This window comes from Neotamlana nanhaiensis, from assembly GCF_000943555.1.
GTDB lineage: Bacteria > Bacteroidota > Bacteroidia > Flavobacteriales > Flavobacteriaceae > Neotamlana > Neotamlana nanhaiensis.
The window spans coordinates 1-15,678 of sequence record NZ_JTDV01000016.1; the positions used below are offsets into that span (position 1 = coordinate 1).

Here is a 15,678-nt window from a genome sequence, read left to right on the forward strand (position 1 = left end):
TAAATCTTTTTCTAATTCAAAAACATAGTTTCCATCAGGAAGTGCAGTTAAGTCGAAAGCTTTTTGGTAGTTTCCTGCTTTTTCAATGACTTCCTTATATAGTACAACGCCATTATTATCTATAATGGTTAGTTGGTCTCCTTCTTTAACTTTTTGTAATGTTAAAATCGCTTTTTTAGCATCTTTATTAAATGTTAAAAAAGCAGGTTCTGTTGCGAAACTTAACAAGGTAGCAAACATAGATACCATTAAGAATCCTTTTTTTGTGTTTTTAATTACGTTTTTCATGATTTGGTGTTATTAACGTTCAACACTGCAAAGTTATATAGGTAATATACTTTATAAATCATTGATATTTACTTATATATGTGCTAAATTATCAGGTTTTTTTAATAAAAGTTAATATACTGTAATGGGCGGTTAAATATCTATAAAACCATAGTTTTGGTAGAAATTTAATCTTATTTTTTTATAAATAATAAAGTTGAGTGTTTAAGTATGGGCAAAAAAAAAGTGAGCCACCACAGCTCACTTTTACCAACTAAACTAAATAAGACATTAAACTAATTATTAATGAATTTTGTCACTCTGTAAGAGAAAATTTTTATATCGATTTTGTTTTAAAAGACTTAAAAAAATCTACCACCAATTTTTTTAAGTCCGTTAACATTAAAATTATTTCGATAATTTTTTTAATAATGTTTAACAATTCAAAGATACTGTGGTTTTAGGTTACAAAAAACAATAGAATTAACGTGAATGTATGTTATTTTACCTATTTTGTTAACTTGTGTTAATAAAGTGTAATTTCAAATTTATATAAAACCTGGTTATATGTTTTTATGCTAGTGATTTATTTGAATAAAAAAAAGTGAGCCACCACAGCTCACTTTTACCAACTAAACTAAATAAGACATTAAACTAATTATTAATGAATTTTGTTACTCTGTAAGAGAAAATTTTTATATCGATTTTGTTTTAAAAGACTTAAAAAAATCTACCACCAATTTTTTTAAGTCCGTTAACATTAAAATTATTTCGATAATTTTTTTAATAATGTTTAACAATTCAAAGATACTGTGGTTTTAGGTTACAAAAAACAATAGAATTAACGTGAATGTATGTTATTTTACCTATTTTGTTAACTTGTGTTAATAAAGTGTAATTTCAAATTTATATAAAACCTGGTTATATGTTTTTATGCTAGTGATTTATTTGAATAAAAAAAAGTGAGCCACCACAGCTCACTTTTACCAACTAAACTAAATAAGACATTAAACTAATTATTAATGAATTTTGTTACTCTATGTGAGTATATGGTTTATATCGATTTTGTTTTAAAAGACTAAAAAAATCTACCACCAATATTTAAAGTCTGTAATATTAAACTAATTCGATAATTGTTTTAATAATGTTTAACACTTCAAAACTAATACACAAATTAGATAATTATATTATTAAAATTGACGGTTTTATATGGTATTTTATCTGTGGAATATGCATTAGAAAATTTAGTGTTTATTAGGGTTAAAATACTTGAAGTATTGGGTTTAGCTCTGCATTAGTTTGTGGTTAAAGTTGGCTCCTTTTAAAGGAAGCTATTTAGAAATCGTTTTTTGATATGGCATTAATACATAAAAAAAAGTGAGCCACCACAGCTCACTTTTACCAACTAAACTAAATAAGACATTAAACTAATTATTAATGAATTTTGTCACTCTATGTGAGTATATGGTTTATATCGATTTTGTTTTAAAAGACTAAAAAAATCTACCACCAATATTTAAAGTCTGTAATATTAAACTAATTCGATAATTGTTTTAATAATGTTTAACACTTCAAAACTAATACACAAATTAGATAATTATATTATTAAAATTGACGGTTTTATATGGTATTTTATCTGTGGAATATGCATTAGAAAATTTAGTGTTTATTAGGGTTAAAATACTTGAAGTATTGGGTTTAGCTCTGCATTAGTTTGTGGTTAAAGTTGGCTCCTTTTAAAGGAAGCTATTTAGAAATCGTTTTTTGATATGGCATTAATACATAAAAAAAAGTGAGCCACCACAGCTCACTTTTACCAACTAAACTAAATAAGACATTAAACTAATTATTAATGAATTTTGTCACTCTATGCGAGTATATGTTTTATCGATTTATATTTTAAAAGATTTAAAAAAATCTACCACCAATTTTTTTAATTCCGTTAACATTAAAATACTATCGATATATTTTTAATAATGTTTAACACTACAAATGTATAATAGAAAACCATGATAGAAATTACTAAAATTGACTAGTTTATATGCTATATTACCCTGTTTTTTTATTTAGAGTTAATATAGCATAGTTTGAGGTTAAAAAAGATAAAAAATGTTTTGGAGAATTGTTTTTTTGTATTATTTTCACAAAAAATTAACAAAACTAAATAAGACATTAAAAAAAAAGTGAGCCACCACAGCTCACTTTTACCAACTAAACTAAATAAGACATTAAACTAATTATTAATGAATTTTGTTACTCTAAATAAGAGTATATGTTTGTCAACGTTTATTTAAATTACCTTAATAAAGCATTCATACTGTTTTATTAAGGTTTTTTTATTTAGCCAAACATCGATATGTATTTCATGTTGTTTAACAATACAAAGATAGGGGTGTAGTTCGTCGATAAAAACAACTATTTTATCTATTTTGTGTGCTAAATTAACCGTTAATAAATTGTTAATAGGTTATAATGTTAAAATAACATACATTTTTGAGAAAAATATATACAATGTATGCATAATATGTGTTAATTTTGCGTTATAATAATATTGTTGTCCTTAAATACTATTTATTATGATTAATAAAAAGCCTACTTTTAGAAAGCTTACACCTAGTTTTGGTAGCTCTTTTCTAATTAAACAACACGTAGATACCCTCGATAAAAATGCAGCCTATTGGCATTTTCATCCAGAGTTAGAACTTATTTATGTAAATAAAGGCCAAGGTAAAACCCATATTGGTAATCATTTATCCTATTTTAACAATAGCCAATTAATACTAATGGGGTCCAATTTACCTCATAATGGTTTTACCGATAGATTAACTGCTACTGGTACAGAAACTACTATACAATTTAAAGCCGATTTTTTAGGTGAAGAGTTTTTAAGCGTTCCAGAGAGTGCCAATTTAGCGGCACTGTTCGATAGAGCAAAAAAAGGTATTCGATTTAAAGTTAATACAAAACAAAAATTAGGACCTAAAATTGAAGCGTTAAACGATTATGAAGGTTTAAAAAAAGTAATTAAGTTTTTAGAAATTTTAGATTATTTAGCTAAAACAGATGATTATGAATTGTTAAATGCTGATGGATTTGCTTTTGAAACTGAAGCTCAAGATAGTTCGAAAATCGATATTATTTTTAAATATGTAAATCAAAATTTCCAAAACCATATTTCGTTAGATGAAATTGCCGATAAAGTAAGTATGACGGTTCCGGCCTTTTGTAGATACTTTAAAAAAGCAACAGGAAAAACATTTACCCAATTGGTTAACGAATATCGTGTAGTGCATGCTACCAAATTGTTAAATGAAAGCCAAATGAGTATTGCCGATATTTGCTACGAATGTGGGTTTAATAATTTTTCGCATTTTAACAAGCAATTTACTGATATAACAGGTAAAACAGCATCTAATTACCGCAAAGAAATAAAGCTAATAATTCAAGATTCGGCCGAAGCGGTTTAGCAATTGCCATCCCATTCGTTGTAAAACTGGTCTAAAAAATCGAGCATATACTTATGGCGTTTGCTCGCTATTTTTTTAGCAGTTTCTGTATTCATTTTATCTTTTAAAAGCAGTAGTTTTTCGTAAAAATGATTTATTGTAGGTGCCGTTGAGGTTTTGTATTCTGCCTTCGTCATGTTTAAATTGGGCTTTATTGCTGGATTAAACATAGGTCGGTTTTTAAAACCTCCATAATTAAAACATCTAGCAATACCTATAGCGCCAATAGCATCAAGCCTGTCGGCATCTTGTACAACTTTTAATTCTTTTGATGTAAATGTAACGTCTCCCGACAACGAATTTTTAAACGAAATATGTTTAATTATATTTACAACGTGTTCTATTATAGTTGAGTCTACATTGATTTTAAACAAAAATTCGCGAGCCATTTTTGGGCCAACGGTTTCGTCACCATCATAAAATTTACTATCCGCAATGTCGTGAAGTAGGGCAGCCAACGACACGGTAAAAACATCAACATTTTCGGTTTTTGCAATTAGCAGGGCGTTGTTGTATACTCTATGTATATGAAACCAATCATGACCGCCTTCGGCATCGGCTAAAGTTTGTTTTACAAAGTTTTTAGTTTTGTTTATGAGTTGATCTTGAGTCATTCAAAATTATTTACTAACAGCAGGTTCAACCCATTTAAATTGATAAGAATTCTCAGGAATTTTCATTCGGTCTGCCAGTCTATACATGCGTTGTGGTAGTTTCATTAAGTAATCGCGTGCTTTTTCGGCTTCATCTGTTAGGTTCGTAACTTTGTCAATTTCCCATCTATCAATAAGTTTTTGTAAAATATCTACATAATCTTTCGAGGTATAAACACCAATGCGTTGTGCCGTATTAGAAAACTCTTCGAAAGCGGTACTTATTTTATCGCCAGATTCACGTAAAAAATGAGCTGGCATGGTAATTTTTTGTTTCATCATGTAGTAAAAGGCCATCATCATTTGGCTTGGGTCTACTTTAAAAATACGCTCAACAAATTCCGCGTAAGCGTTATGATGACGCATTTCGTCGCCCGAAATAATTTGACACATTTTACCTAAGCGTTTATTGCCTGCTTTTTTCGCAATTTTTGCTACACGATTGTGTGAAATATAAGTGGCTAACTCTTGAAAGCTAGTGTAAACAAAGTTTTTGTATGGGTCTCTATCGGTGCCAATATCAAACCCATCCGAAATTAAATATTGAGTAGTTTTTTCAATTTCACGCATGTTAACTCTACCCGATAAGTACAAGTATTTGTTAAGTACATCGCCATGGCGGTTTTCTTCGGCGGTCCAGTGTTTTACCCATTTAGACCATCCGTTAGGGTTTCCTACTTGGTCTACACCTTCAACATCCATTAACCACGATTCGTAGGTTGGTAAGGCTTCTTCGGTAATCATATCGCCTACTAAAACTACCCAAAAATCGTATGGTAATTCTTTTGATAGTTCTCTAATTTCTTCAATTTCGTCGAAAAAGCTGTCGCCTTCAGAATTTGGTAAAAAATCAGTTGGTTGCCAAATGGTATCTATTGGAATTAAGTATTTTTTTATTAATGTCTCAACATCCTTTTCTAGAAATTTCATAACCTCTAGTCTCACATTTTTTAATGACATTTTATTTAGTTTTTTTAATGAATTGCTTCTTTAATGGTTGATTCAATGGTGTTTATAAGCCCCATTTTATCTTCAAAATCGGAAAGTTTAAGGGGCTTATGAACTTGAAATTTTAAATGCGCACCAATACCCATAGGGAATTTACCAAATTTAACCAATTTCCACGAGTTATTTATGGTTACTGGAACAATTATGGCAGATGGAATTTTTTTAAACAGTATTTCGAGTCCTTTTGTTTGAAATGCTTTTGGTGCACCGTTCCTGCTTCTTGTGCCTTCAGGAAAAATAGCGGCGGCACGTTTGGTGTTTTCAATGTACTCGCCAAATTTCATAATAGCGGGTAAGGCTTGTCTAGGGTTTTTACGCTCAATTAAAACCGAACCACCATGGCGTAAGTTGTATGATACACTTGGAATGCCTTTTCCTAAAGATTTTTTACTTATAAATTTAACATGATGCTTTCGTAAATACCAAATTAATGGCGGAATGTCGTACATGCTTTGATGATTGGCAACAATAATAAGTGGTTGGTTTTCTGGTATATTATGCGGATTGCTAAACGAAAATCGGGTGCCTAAAGCGTTTAAACTTCTCATTATAAAAAACTGAAGCCAATCGACACTAATTTTATGTGCTTTGTAACCAAAAACATTGAAACAAAACCACTGAATAGGATGGAAAACAAGTAATGTTAACCCAAAAAGTATAAAATAAACTACCGTTAAAGGATAAGCTAGTATTTTTTGCATGAAGCAAATGTAACGAAAACAACGTTTTAATATACAGCTACACAGTTGTTATTTTCGCAAATAATAGATGTTGGCGGATTTACATAAGAACAATCTGAAAGCACATCCCATTTTGTGTTGAAGTCGCTTTCTTTCTGGTTGTAAGTTGAAACTAAATTTTCGAGTTTTTCAGTACTAATTGAAGTTGAATACAGCAGGTACGATTTTGGTCCGCCGCAAGCTTTACTCCCAAAGGCAATATATTTACAGGTTTCGTTTTCATTGCACACGGAACTTTGCGCAAGTGTTTCAATATCTGTTTTTAACTGATTAAGTTCGGCTAATTCCTCTTCGTAATTGCCACTTTCATCTTCATTACATTGAAACGCAGTTAAACTGAAGAAACAAACAAGTATGATAATGGTGCATAAAATCTTTTTCATCTTTTGTATTTTCATTTTATAAAATAGATGAAAGATTTGCAGAAGGGTTGCGTGGAAAATTAAAAACTGATTAAAATTTAAAACCTGTGTCATCCTGAACTTGTTTCAGGATCTAGGTTATCGTTTAAATTTTAATCAGTTTTTTATAGGTTTTGTTATACTGAAAAGAAATTCAGCATAACAATAAAAGTTGCTTTTAAAACACGAATTAACAAAACTCGTTGTAAGCATCCATAAGGTTTTCTGCAATTAATTCTGCAGGACGACCTTCAATATGGTGACGCTCTAACATGTGTACTAATTCGCCATCTTTAAATAAAGCCATACTTGGTGAGCTTGGTGGAAATGGTACCATATGCCCACGAGCAACATCAACGGCTTCTTTATCTACGCCTGCAAAAACAGTTACCGTATGGTCTGGCTTTTTTGCGTTTTGTAAGCTTAATTTAGCTCCAGGGCGTGCATTTGCTGCAGCACAACCACAAACCGAGTTTACTACAACTAAAGTAGTTCCAGATTTTTCTAAGGCTTCGGTTACGGCTTCAGGAGTGTGTAATTCTTCAAAACCAGCGCTTACTAAATCTTCGCGCATTGGCTTTACTAATTCTGCTGGATACATATTATAATTTTTTTAATTAACAATTTTTTGTTCCGTTCCAGTTTATACTGGGATTGCAAAGATACCAATTGTGTAACAAAAACGCTGTGATATCTACAAACAAATATTATATTTAACCATAATAAAAATTTATACTATTACATGAGTTTTTCAAAATGGATAGGCGGCGCATTAGGATGGTCGTTTGGAGGGCCAATTGGCGCAATAATTGGCTTAGCTGTAGGCAGTTTAATTGATAATATGACCACTAACGGTGGTAGCCCATTTTTAGGTGATGGCGAACCTCAAACTAGAAGCAGGCATACAACCTATCGTACGCAACCTAGACAACGACCACAAACACAATCGGGAGATTTTGAGGTGAGTTTACTAGTTTTAGCATCGGTAATAATTAAAGCCGATGGTAAACAGGACCAACGAGAGCTGGATTATGTACGCCAGCAATTTGTAAGTATGTATGGTAAAGATCGTGCTAACCAAGCTTTTAAATTATTTAAAAATATTAGTAAGCAAAGTGTATCGGTAAGGCCTGTGTGTTTGCAAATAAAGCAAATGATGGATCATGCTTCGCGCCTGCAACTGATACATTTTTTATTTGGTATTGCCAAAGCCGATGGGATGGTAACTCAAGATGAAGAACGCCAAATTTATACTATGGCAGGGTATTTAGGTATTAGCGCAATGGATTACGAAAGCATTAAAGCGATGTTTTATAATAGTAGCGATAATGCGTATAAAATTTTAGAAATTGAAAAATCGGCATCCGTTGATGAAATTAAGAAAGCCTACCGAAAAATGGCTAAAAAATACCATCCAGATCGGGTAATTCATTTAGGAAAAGAACATCAAGAAGGTGCCGAGGAAAAGTTTAGGCAAGTACAAGCGGCTTACGAACAATTGCAAAAAGAGCGCGGGTTTTAGTAATAAAAAAAAAGCCAACTAACTTTAAAAATTAGTTGGTTTTTTTAGTGTGTAATTTTCTTAATTTGAAAAAGCTTGATTGCTTGTGTATATTTTAGTATCGTTTTCTTTATCGAAAACATAAACTATTTTATTGTTGGCATTAAGATAAACCGATGCTAATTTCCAGCCTTCACTTTGTGCAGCTTCAATAAGACATTTTCTTACATCTGGATTGTTTAAGTTTAATTTTGAGTTTTTAATGGTGTCTGCATTTGCAGCAACGTTAAATAATAAACCAAAAGCAATTATTATTGGTAATTTTTTCATTATAACATATAGGCGTTTAAAAATAAGCTACAATGCTAAAATAAATTTTGATTTTGATAGAAAAAATTGGTTGAATGCAAGTTTTAAACGATTAAATTAACGTTTAAAAGTGTCTATTCTTTAAATTTTACCGTAGCCTGTGCTTTGTTAACGGTCAACTCAACCGTTCTACCTAAAACTAAAGCACGATTATCCTTTTCATGGCCTGCAGGCATATTAAAAGCTATCGGGAAATCATAATCGGATAGAGCATCTAAAATAAGTTGCTCAATACTGGTGCCCCAAGGTGTTGTATTTTTTCTCATTTTACTCATATCTCCAACAATTACGCCTGTACAATTATCAAAGTATCCGGCGCGCTTCATGCTTTGTAACATACGGTCTATATGATATTTATATTCGCCAATTTCCTCAATAAAAAGTATTTTTCCTGAAGTATCAATGCTAGTATTCGAACCTAACATGGTATGAATTAAGGTTAAGTTTCCTCCAACTAATTGTCCCCTAGCAGAACCAACTTTGTTATATGCGCTTCCATTTAAAGTATATTTTAACGAATTGCCAAAAAGGGCATCTTTAAAGGTTGAAACGGTTTCGGCAATTTCTGTTAAATCATCTCGCATGCTTGTACACATCATCGCGTGAATAGTTTCAACGCCTTCATTATGTATTTGGCTGTGTAGCGCCGTAATATCAGAATAGCCAATAAGCCATTTTGGGTTGGCTTTAAATTTAGTCCAGTTTAATTTATCTAAAACTCTTACGGTACCGTAACCACCACGGGCACACCAAATGGCACTAATTTTTGGGTCGTCCATGGCTTTTTGTAAATCTTCGCAACGCTCGTCGTCGGTTCCTGCAAAATGGTTGGCTTTACTAAAAACGTGTTTTCCAATAACGGTATGTAAACCCCAACTTTTCATTAAATCTTGGGCTTGTTGTAATTCTTTTTCACGGTTTTTTAAAATACCCGAAGGCGCCACAATAGCCACAGTGTCACCTGGTTTTAAGTATGGTGGTTTTTTTAAGCTCATTATTGTAGATGTCGATGGTGTATTTTGCGAAAAGGCTTGGTTTTTACCAAAGAAAAAAACCAGACAAAACACACATAAAGTTAATAGGAATTTGCGCATAATGTAAAAGTACATTTTTTTAGTGAAACTCCATTTTATTAAGCTCAAAAGAGTGAGAATAAAATTGGAAGTTGAACTAATCCCGCTAATAAGCGGGATCTCGAAATTTCAGTAGTTTTTAATTCGCAGAATTTTTTCTAAATAGTAGTCAAATTACGTACTTTTACGGCTTTAAAAAATATGTCATTCCGAGCGAAGCGTGGGAATTTATAAAATCAACAGATTGCCACATTTTTTTCAAAAATTTCGCAATGACAATTCAATGAGAATATTAAAATGAGCACACCAAAAAGATACACCATTACCACCGCATTACCATACACAAACGGCCCAATACACATTGGCCATTTAGCTGGCGTTTACGTTCCTGCCGATATTTATGCGCGCTATTTACGTTTAACAGGAAACGATGTGGTACTTATTGGCGGAAGTGATGAACACGGTGTGCCAATTACCATTAAAGCAAAAAACGAAGGTGTAACACCACAAGATATTGTAGATAAATACCATGCGATTATTAAAAAATCGTTTGAAGATTTTGGAATTTCGTTTGATAACTATTCGCGTACTTCGGCACCTATTCATCATAAAACAGCTTCAGAGTTTTTTAAAACGTTAAATGAAAAAGGTGAGTTTATCGAAGAAACTACCGAACAATTGTTCGATGCTGAAGCTAATCAGTTTTTAGCCGATAGATTTGTTACAGGTACTTGCCCAAAGTGTGGTAACGAAGAAGCTTATGGCGACCAATGTGAAAAGTGTGGTACCAGTTTAAACGCGACTGATTTAATAAATCCGAAGTCAACCTTAACTGGAAATACACCAACTTTAAAAGAAACTAAACACTGGTTTTTACCGCTAAATAAGCATGAAGATTTCTTAAAAGAATGGATTCTCGAAGGGCACAAAAAAGACTGGAAACCTAATGTGTACGGACAAGTAAAATCGTGGATAGACGATGGTTTACGTCCAAGAGCAGTAACCCGCGATTTAGATTGGGGTATTCCTGTACCTGCCGAAGGTGGCGAAGGTAAAGTACTTTACGTATGGTTTGATGCGCCAATTGGTTATATTTCATCAACCATAGAATGGGCAGAACGCGAAGGAAAAGACTGGAAACCATATTGGAAGGATGAAGATACCAAGTTGATTCATTTTATTGGTAAAGATAATATTGTATTTCACTGTATTATTTTCCCGAGTATGTTAAAAGCTGAAGGTAGTTACATTTTACCTGAAAACGTACCAGCAAACGAGTTTTTAAATTTAGAAGGCAATAAATTATCAACCTCTAAAAATTGGGCGGTTTGGTTACCTGAATATTTAGAAGAATTTCCAGATCAGCAAGATGTGTTGCGTTATGTATTAACCGCAAATGCACCAGAAACTAAGGATAACGATTTTACTTGGAAAGATTTTCAAGCTAGAAATAACAATGAGTTGGTAGCCATTTTTGGCAATTTCATAAACCGTGTGGTGGTGTTAACCAACAAATATTACAACGGCGTTGTACCAGAGCCAAATGAATTTAACGATGTCGATTTAGAAACGCTTGCGGCTGTAAAAGCCTATCCAAACGTTATCGCGAGTTCTATTGAGCGTTACCGATTTAGAGAAGCAGGACAAGAGCTTATGAATTTAGCTCGATTAGGTAACAAATACTTAGCCGATGCCGAACCATGGAAAGTGATTAAAGAAGACGAAGCCCGCACTAAAACGATTATGTATGTGGCGCTGCAAATAGCAAGTGCTTTAGCAACTTTAAGTGAGCCGTTTTTACCGTTTACTTCAGCTAAATTAAAAGGCATACTTAATGTCACATCGAACGCAGTCGAGATGTCATGGAACGACATCACAGAAAAAGAAGTGCTACTCCCAGCAGGACATCAAATAGGTAAAGCCGAATTATTATTCAGTAAAATTGAAGATAAAACCATTCAAGAACAATTAGATAAATTGGAAGCCAGTAAAAAGGCAAACGAAGCGGCTAATAAAGCGGTTGAACCACAAAAAGATACCATTACGTTTGAAGATTTTACAAAACTAGACATTCGTGTAGGGACTATTTTGGAAGCCGAAAAAATGCCAAAAACTAAAAAGTTATTGGTTTTAAAAGTAGATACAGGCATCGATACCAGAACCATTGTATCAGGTATTGCCGAAAGCTTTACACCCGAGGAAGTGGTTGGTAAAAAAGTTACTGTTTTAGTAAACTTAGCTCCAAGAAAACTACGCGGTGTTGAAAGTCAAGGTATGATTTTAATGACCGAAACGCCAGAAGGTAAATTGGTCTTTGTAAATCCGGATGACCAAGAAGTGAGTAATGGTTTGCAGATAAGTTAGTTTTCTAAAATTACTTTGTTTATTTTCATGCTTTAATTTTAAGAAAATTTATAAGTGAAGCGAAAGAAATTACTCTTCAGTTTAATTGTTGGGTTACATGTTATTGGTTTTTCTCAAGAAAGATTAGTTGAATTCGAAAACAGTTTAAATTCTTCCAGGTATGCAACAAAAGAAGTCTTTCAAGTTGTAAATCAAGAAAACAACGATTTTGTCATGTTTTTTATCAACGCAAAACAAGTGCATAGTTATTTGTTTAACGAAGATTTTGAGATAAAGAACAAGCTGAGTTTAGAAGACAAAAGACGAAAATATAATACGATAATAGGGTATGGTTTAGAGAACGAGTTGAATTATAATTTGTTTTTAACCAACGAGAAACATAATAAATTTGCGGGCATAGGTTTTTCTTTTGATGGTCAAGTATCTTCTTTACAAGAGTTTACTTTAAGTAGTTATAACGAAAAGTTTATACAAACGGTAACCATAGATAATAAGTTCTACATGTTTACCATCAATTCAGAAACTTCAATATTAAGTATTTATGAGTTTGATGGTGTTAATTTGCCAAAACCACATCGTTTGAATTTTCAAATGGGAGCATTTTTAGGTCGAGACGGTAAAAGCCAAACCTTATACAATGTTTTTAAAATAAACAGTAGAGGCAATTATGTAAATATTGAAACCAATAAGATTGATAATAAATTACCGAATCCTATCGAAGTTACATCAAAAGAGAAAAAACTTTATGTAATGGGCAATCAAGTTGTTTTTACTTTCGACAATTATAAACATAAAACCCAGATTCTTACTATAAATATTAAGGATTTCAGTTACGACCTAAAAACTGTAATGAAATCGTTAGAATCGCTAAAGCTAAATCAAAAAAGTGCCAATACTTATATAAATAATGACCTTATTTATACCATAGCTTCAAATAACAAAGAGATGCAAGTAGATATAAAGAACTATCATACTGGCGAAATAATCAAAGAAATCAACTTAAAAGTTGAGGATAGTATTACCTTTAAAAATACGCCAATAATTCAAGAAGGTGGTGTTTACGATAATTATAGGGAGTTAGAAAGCACAAAAAAGTTTCTACGAAAAATTTCTTCTGGAGATTTGGGTATAAGTGCTTATAAGCAAGATTCGGAACATATTATTACCATAGGAAGTGAAAAACAAGTGGCTCGAGGAGGTGGAATGATGATGCCTATGGGTGGTTTTGGCGGAATTCCAATTACAACCATGGGTAGTAGTAACATTTTTTTCAACCCTACTTATTTTGCTTATAACGCATATACATCATCGAAATCAACAAGAATTGAATGTTTGTTTGATGCTGATTTTAATCATTTAGATGGTGATATAAAACCTAATGTTTTCGATAGAATTGATGATTATGTTGATGATACGGGAAAGTCTGAAACTACATTGTCTTCGGTAGCTTCTGGTTCTCAAAAAGGTGGATATCAACAAATCCAAAAAGAATCTGAAATTAATGATAAAAAGGAAACTGAAACTATTTTCAGATATAAGGATTACATCATTTTAGGAAATTTTAATAATGGTGACCCTAAAACTTATTCTTTAACTAAGTTTACTGAGTAAAAGTCATTCTCATAATTCTAAATACATCATAAAAGCACCTTTTTCAAGGTGCTTTTTTAGTTAATTCGTTGTTAAAAATGAATGAATAAAATGATGTTTAATTCTTTGCGATGCCTTGATAATTAAATGTTTATTGGTGTTTCTAAAAGCTTTCTTAAAACGCGTTGTCTAAAAAATCGGCGTCTTTACGGTAGCTTCTTGTCGTAAATAGAGTAGGTTATTAATTAAAATCAACTTTATGAAACGAATACTTTTATTAGTTACACTTGTATGTTTAATGTCTTGCGGATCTTCAAAAACCGTGCGGCAATCTAACAAGGTTATAAAAGGAGATTGGTCGTTAAATACCATTACGTATAGTCAACCAGGAACTTATAACGTGACCTTACTTAACGATGTTTCAAAATTTTGTTTTGAAGGTAGTACATGGCAATTTGTGCCTAACAACAACACGGGAATTTATAGTATAAATAACAGTGATTGTTTGGCAGGAGAACGCCACTTTGTATTTACCATTCAAGAAATTGATGAAACTACTGGACTTTATAATTTTCTTTTAAAACCAACAAGCGAGAAGTACAAATCGGAAACCAATCAAGGTTTCAGGTTAAGTTTAACAAACTTATCAGATACCACAATGCAGTGGCAACAAACATTGAATGTAGATGGACAACCGTTTACCATTACAATGAATTTTATCAAAAAATAATTAACCCAAAAAAATTAAAAAAATGAAAAATATATTGAAGAAATCGTCTGTAACCATGTTAGCGTTGGTAATCGTTTTGGCTTTTACAAGTTGTAAATCGGTTCAAAATGCAAATAATAAACAAAAAGGTGCTGTAATTGGCGCAACTGGCGGAGCTATTTTAGGAGCCATAATTGGTAATAATGTCGGTAAGGGAGGTAACGGCGAACTAGGAGCTGTTATAGGCGGTGTAGTTGGCGGTGGTGCTGGCGTACTTATTGGAAATAAAATGGATAAGCAAGCGCAAAAGATTGAAGAAGAAGTTCCAGGAGCGCAAGTAGAACGTGTTGATGATGGGATAGTAGTTACCTTCGACGAGAATAGCGGCGTGTATTTTGCAACCAATAAATATAATATCAATACAGCATCGGAAGCAACATTAAACAAATTAGTGAGTGTTTTTGCCGAATATCCAGATACCAATATTTTGGTTGTAGGACATACCGATAGCCAAGGTGCAGAAGATTATAACATGACGCTATCAAAAAACAGAGCTTATGCCGTTACTAATTACTTATCTGGTCATGGTATTAGTTCAGGGAGATTAACTACAAATTGGTTTGGTGAAAATCAACCGATGTACGATAACAATACTGTTGACGGTAGAGCAAAAAACCGTCGCGTAAATGTGGCCATTCTTCCTAATCAAAAAATGATTGAAGACGCTAAGCAACAAGCGGGGAGTTAATTTTTTTATAAGGGATTACTAACTATTTTAACTCCAAAGCCGTCTTTTTATGGGCGGCTTTTTTATTTTATTATATTTTATAACTTTACTAAAAACAAAATATTATGTTATCAAAAACAATAGAAGAAGCCCTTAATAATCAAATTAAAATTGAAGCCGAATCATCACAAATATATTTAGCTATGGCATGTTGGGCCGAAGTAAAAGGTTTAGAAGGTGTTGCTGGTTTTATGTATGCACAATCCGATGAAGAGCGCGAGCACATGCTTAAATTAGTGAAGTTTGTTAACGAACGCGGTGGGCACGCTAAAGTTTCGGCATTAAAAGCACCCGATGTTACTTTTAACTCTTTTAAAGATATGTTTGAATTGCTTTTAAAACACGAAATGTTTGTGTCGCAAAGTATAAATGAGTTGGTTCATATTTCGCTTCAAGAGAAAGATTATGCTACTCACAACTTTTTACAATGGTATGTGTCTGAACAAATTGAAGAAGAAGCCGTTGCCCGAACCATTTTAGACAAAATTAATCTTATTGGTGACGATAAAGGCGGTTTGTATTTATTCGATAGAGACATACAAAACTTAACTGTAAGTACTGCAGCACAAGATAATACACAGGCTTAATTTTAACATTTAATATTATTTAGATTAATTAAGAATAGTCTACATTTGCCCAGTTTTTATTTTCTATAACTACATGGGAAAGAAGAAAAAAGATAAAAAAGAACAGAAAAAAGCTTTAAAAAC

Annotated in this window: 15 protein-coding genes; 7 read left to right on the top strand and 8 right to left on the bottom strand. The window is 32.4% G+C overall.

The window, feature by feature from the left end; genetic code table 11:
• Positions 1-288, bottom strand: a 288-nt coding sequence (locus tag PK35_RS15260) for a hypothetical protein (protein ID WP_414629299.1), incomplete at its 3' end; no start/stop codon positions are given.
• Positions 289-2,843: 2,555 nt separating this feature from the next.
• Here PK35_RS15260 and PK35_RS15265 point away from each other — a divergent pair.
• Positions 2,844-3,734 (top strand): AraC family transcriptional regulator, encoded by an 891-nt coding sequence (locus PK35_RS15265; RefSeq protein ID WP_044627446.1) that lies wholly within the window; start codon positions 2,844-2,846, stop codon positions 3,732-3,734.
• Here PK35_RS15265 and PK35_RS15270 read toward each other — a convergent pair.
• From PK35_RS15270 to PK35_RS15290, 5 genes are all read right to left on the bottom strand, one after another.
• Positions 3,731-4,387, bottom strand: coding sequence for an HD domain-containing protein (locus tag PK35_RS15270; RefSeq protein ID WP_044627447.1), 657 nt, complete (start codon positions 4,385-4,387; stop codon positions 3,731-3,733). The genes PK35_RS15265 and PK35_RS15270 overlap by 4 nt on opposite strands.
• Positions 4,388-4,393: 6 nt before the next feature.
• Complete coding sequence (locus PK35_RS15275; protein WP_044627448.1) at positions 4,394-5,386, bottom strand: acyl-ACP desaturase; 993 nt, start codon at positions 5,384-5,386, stop codon at positions 4,394-4,396.
• A 14-nt stretch (positions 5,387-5,400) separates the two neighbouring features.
• On the bottom strand, positions 5,401-6,135 hold the full coding sequence (locus PK35_RS15280) for a lysophospholipid acyltransferase family protein (protein WP_044627449.1): 735 nt from the start codon (positions 6,133-6,135) through the stop codon (positions 5,401-5,403).
• A 26-nt stretch (positions 6,136-6,161) separates the two neighbouring features.
• Entirely contained in the window at positions 6,162-6,557 is a 396-nt protein-coding gene (locus PK35_RS17225; RefSeq protein ID WP_052826034.1) for a hypothetical protein, read from the bottom strand.
• A 208-nt stretch (positions 6,558-6,765) separates the two neighbouring features.
• On the bottom strand, positions 6,766-7,176 hold the full coding sequence (locus PK35_RS15290) for a BrxA/BrxB family bacilliredoxin (RefSeq protein ID WP_044627450.1): 411 nt from the start codon (positions 7,174-7,176) through the stop codon (positions 6,766-6,768).
• Between the two features lie 141 nt (positions 7,177-7,317).
• Here PK35_RS15290 and PK35_RS15295 point away from each other — a divergent pair, with 141 nt between their 5' ends.
• Positions 7,318-8,097 (top strand): TerB family tellurite resistance protein, encoded by a 780-nt coding sequence (locus PK35_RS15295; protein WP_044627451.1) that lies wholly within the window; start codon positions 7,318-7,320, stop codon positions 8,095-8,097.
• Between the two features lie 60 nt (positions 8,098-8,157).
• Here the strand turns inward: PK35_RS15295 and PK35_RS15300 are convergent, their stop codons facing one another.
• Both PK35_RS15300 and PK35_RS15305 read right to left on the bottom strand, forming a co-directional pair.
• Positions 8,158-8,406, bottom strand: coding sequence for a hypothetical protein (locus PK35_RS15300; protein ID WP_044627452.1), 249 nt, complete (start codon positions 8,404-8,406; stop codon positions 8,158-8,160).
• Between the two features lie 113 nt (positions 8,407-8,519).
• Complete coding sequence (locus PK35_RS15305; protein WP_238320930.1) at positions 8,520-9,554, bottom strand: S66 peptidase family protein; 1,035 nt, start codon at positions 9,552-9,554, stop codon at positions 8,520-8,522.
• A 261-nt stretch (positions 9,555-9,815) separates the two neighbouring features.
• Here PK35_RS15305 and metG point away from each other — a divergent pair, with 261 nt between their 5' ends.
• The 5 genes from metG to PK35_RS15330 all read left to right on the top strand — a co-directional run bounded on the left by metG (position 9,816) and on the right by PK35_RS15330 (position 15,555).
• Positions 9,816-11,882, top strand: coding sequence for a methionine--tRNA ligase (gene metG, locus PK35_RS15310; RefSeq protein WP_044627453.1), 2,067 nt, complete (start codon positions 9,816-9,818; stop codon positions 11,880-11,882).
• Positions 11,883-11,936: 54 nt separating this feature from the next.
• A complete protein-coding gene (locus tag PK35_RS15315; protein WP_044627454.1) occupies positions 11,937-13,493 on the top strand; it encodes a hypothetical protein in 1,557 nt (518 codons plus the stop codon).
• 238 nt (positions 13,494-13,731) lie between these two features.
• Positions 13,732-14,202: a lipocalin family protein gene (locus tag PK35_RS15320; protein ID WP_044627455.1), complete on the top strand. Its 471-nt coding sequence runs from the start codon at positions 13,732-13,734 to the stop codon at positions 14,200-14,202.
• A gap of 22 nt (positions 14,203-14,224) precedes the next feature.
• The gene (locus PK35_RS15325) at positions 14,225-14,929 is read left to right on the top strand and encodes a YiaD family glycine zipper/OmpA-like lipoprotein (protein WP_044627456.1); all 705 of its coding nucleotides are present in this window, start codon (positions 14,225-14,227) and stop codon (positions 14,927-14,929) included.
• A gap of 104 nt (positions 14,930-15,033) precedes the next feature.
• Positions 15,034-15,555 (top strand): ferritin, encoded by a 522-nt coding sequence (locus PK35_RS15330; protein WP_044627457.1) that lies wholly within the window; start codon positions 15,034-15,036, stop codon positions 15,553-15,555.
• The last annotated feature ends 123 nt before the right edge of the window (positions 15,556-15,678 follow it).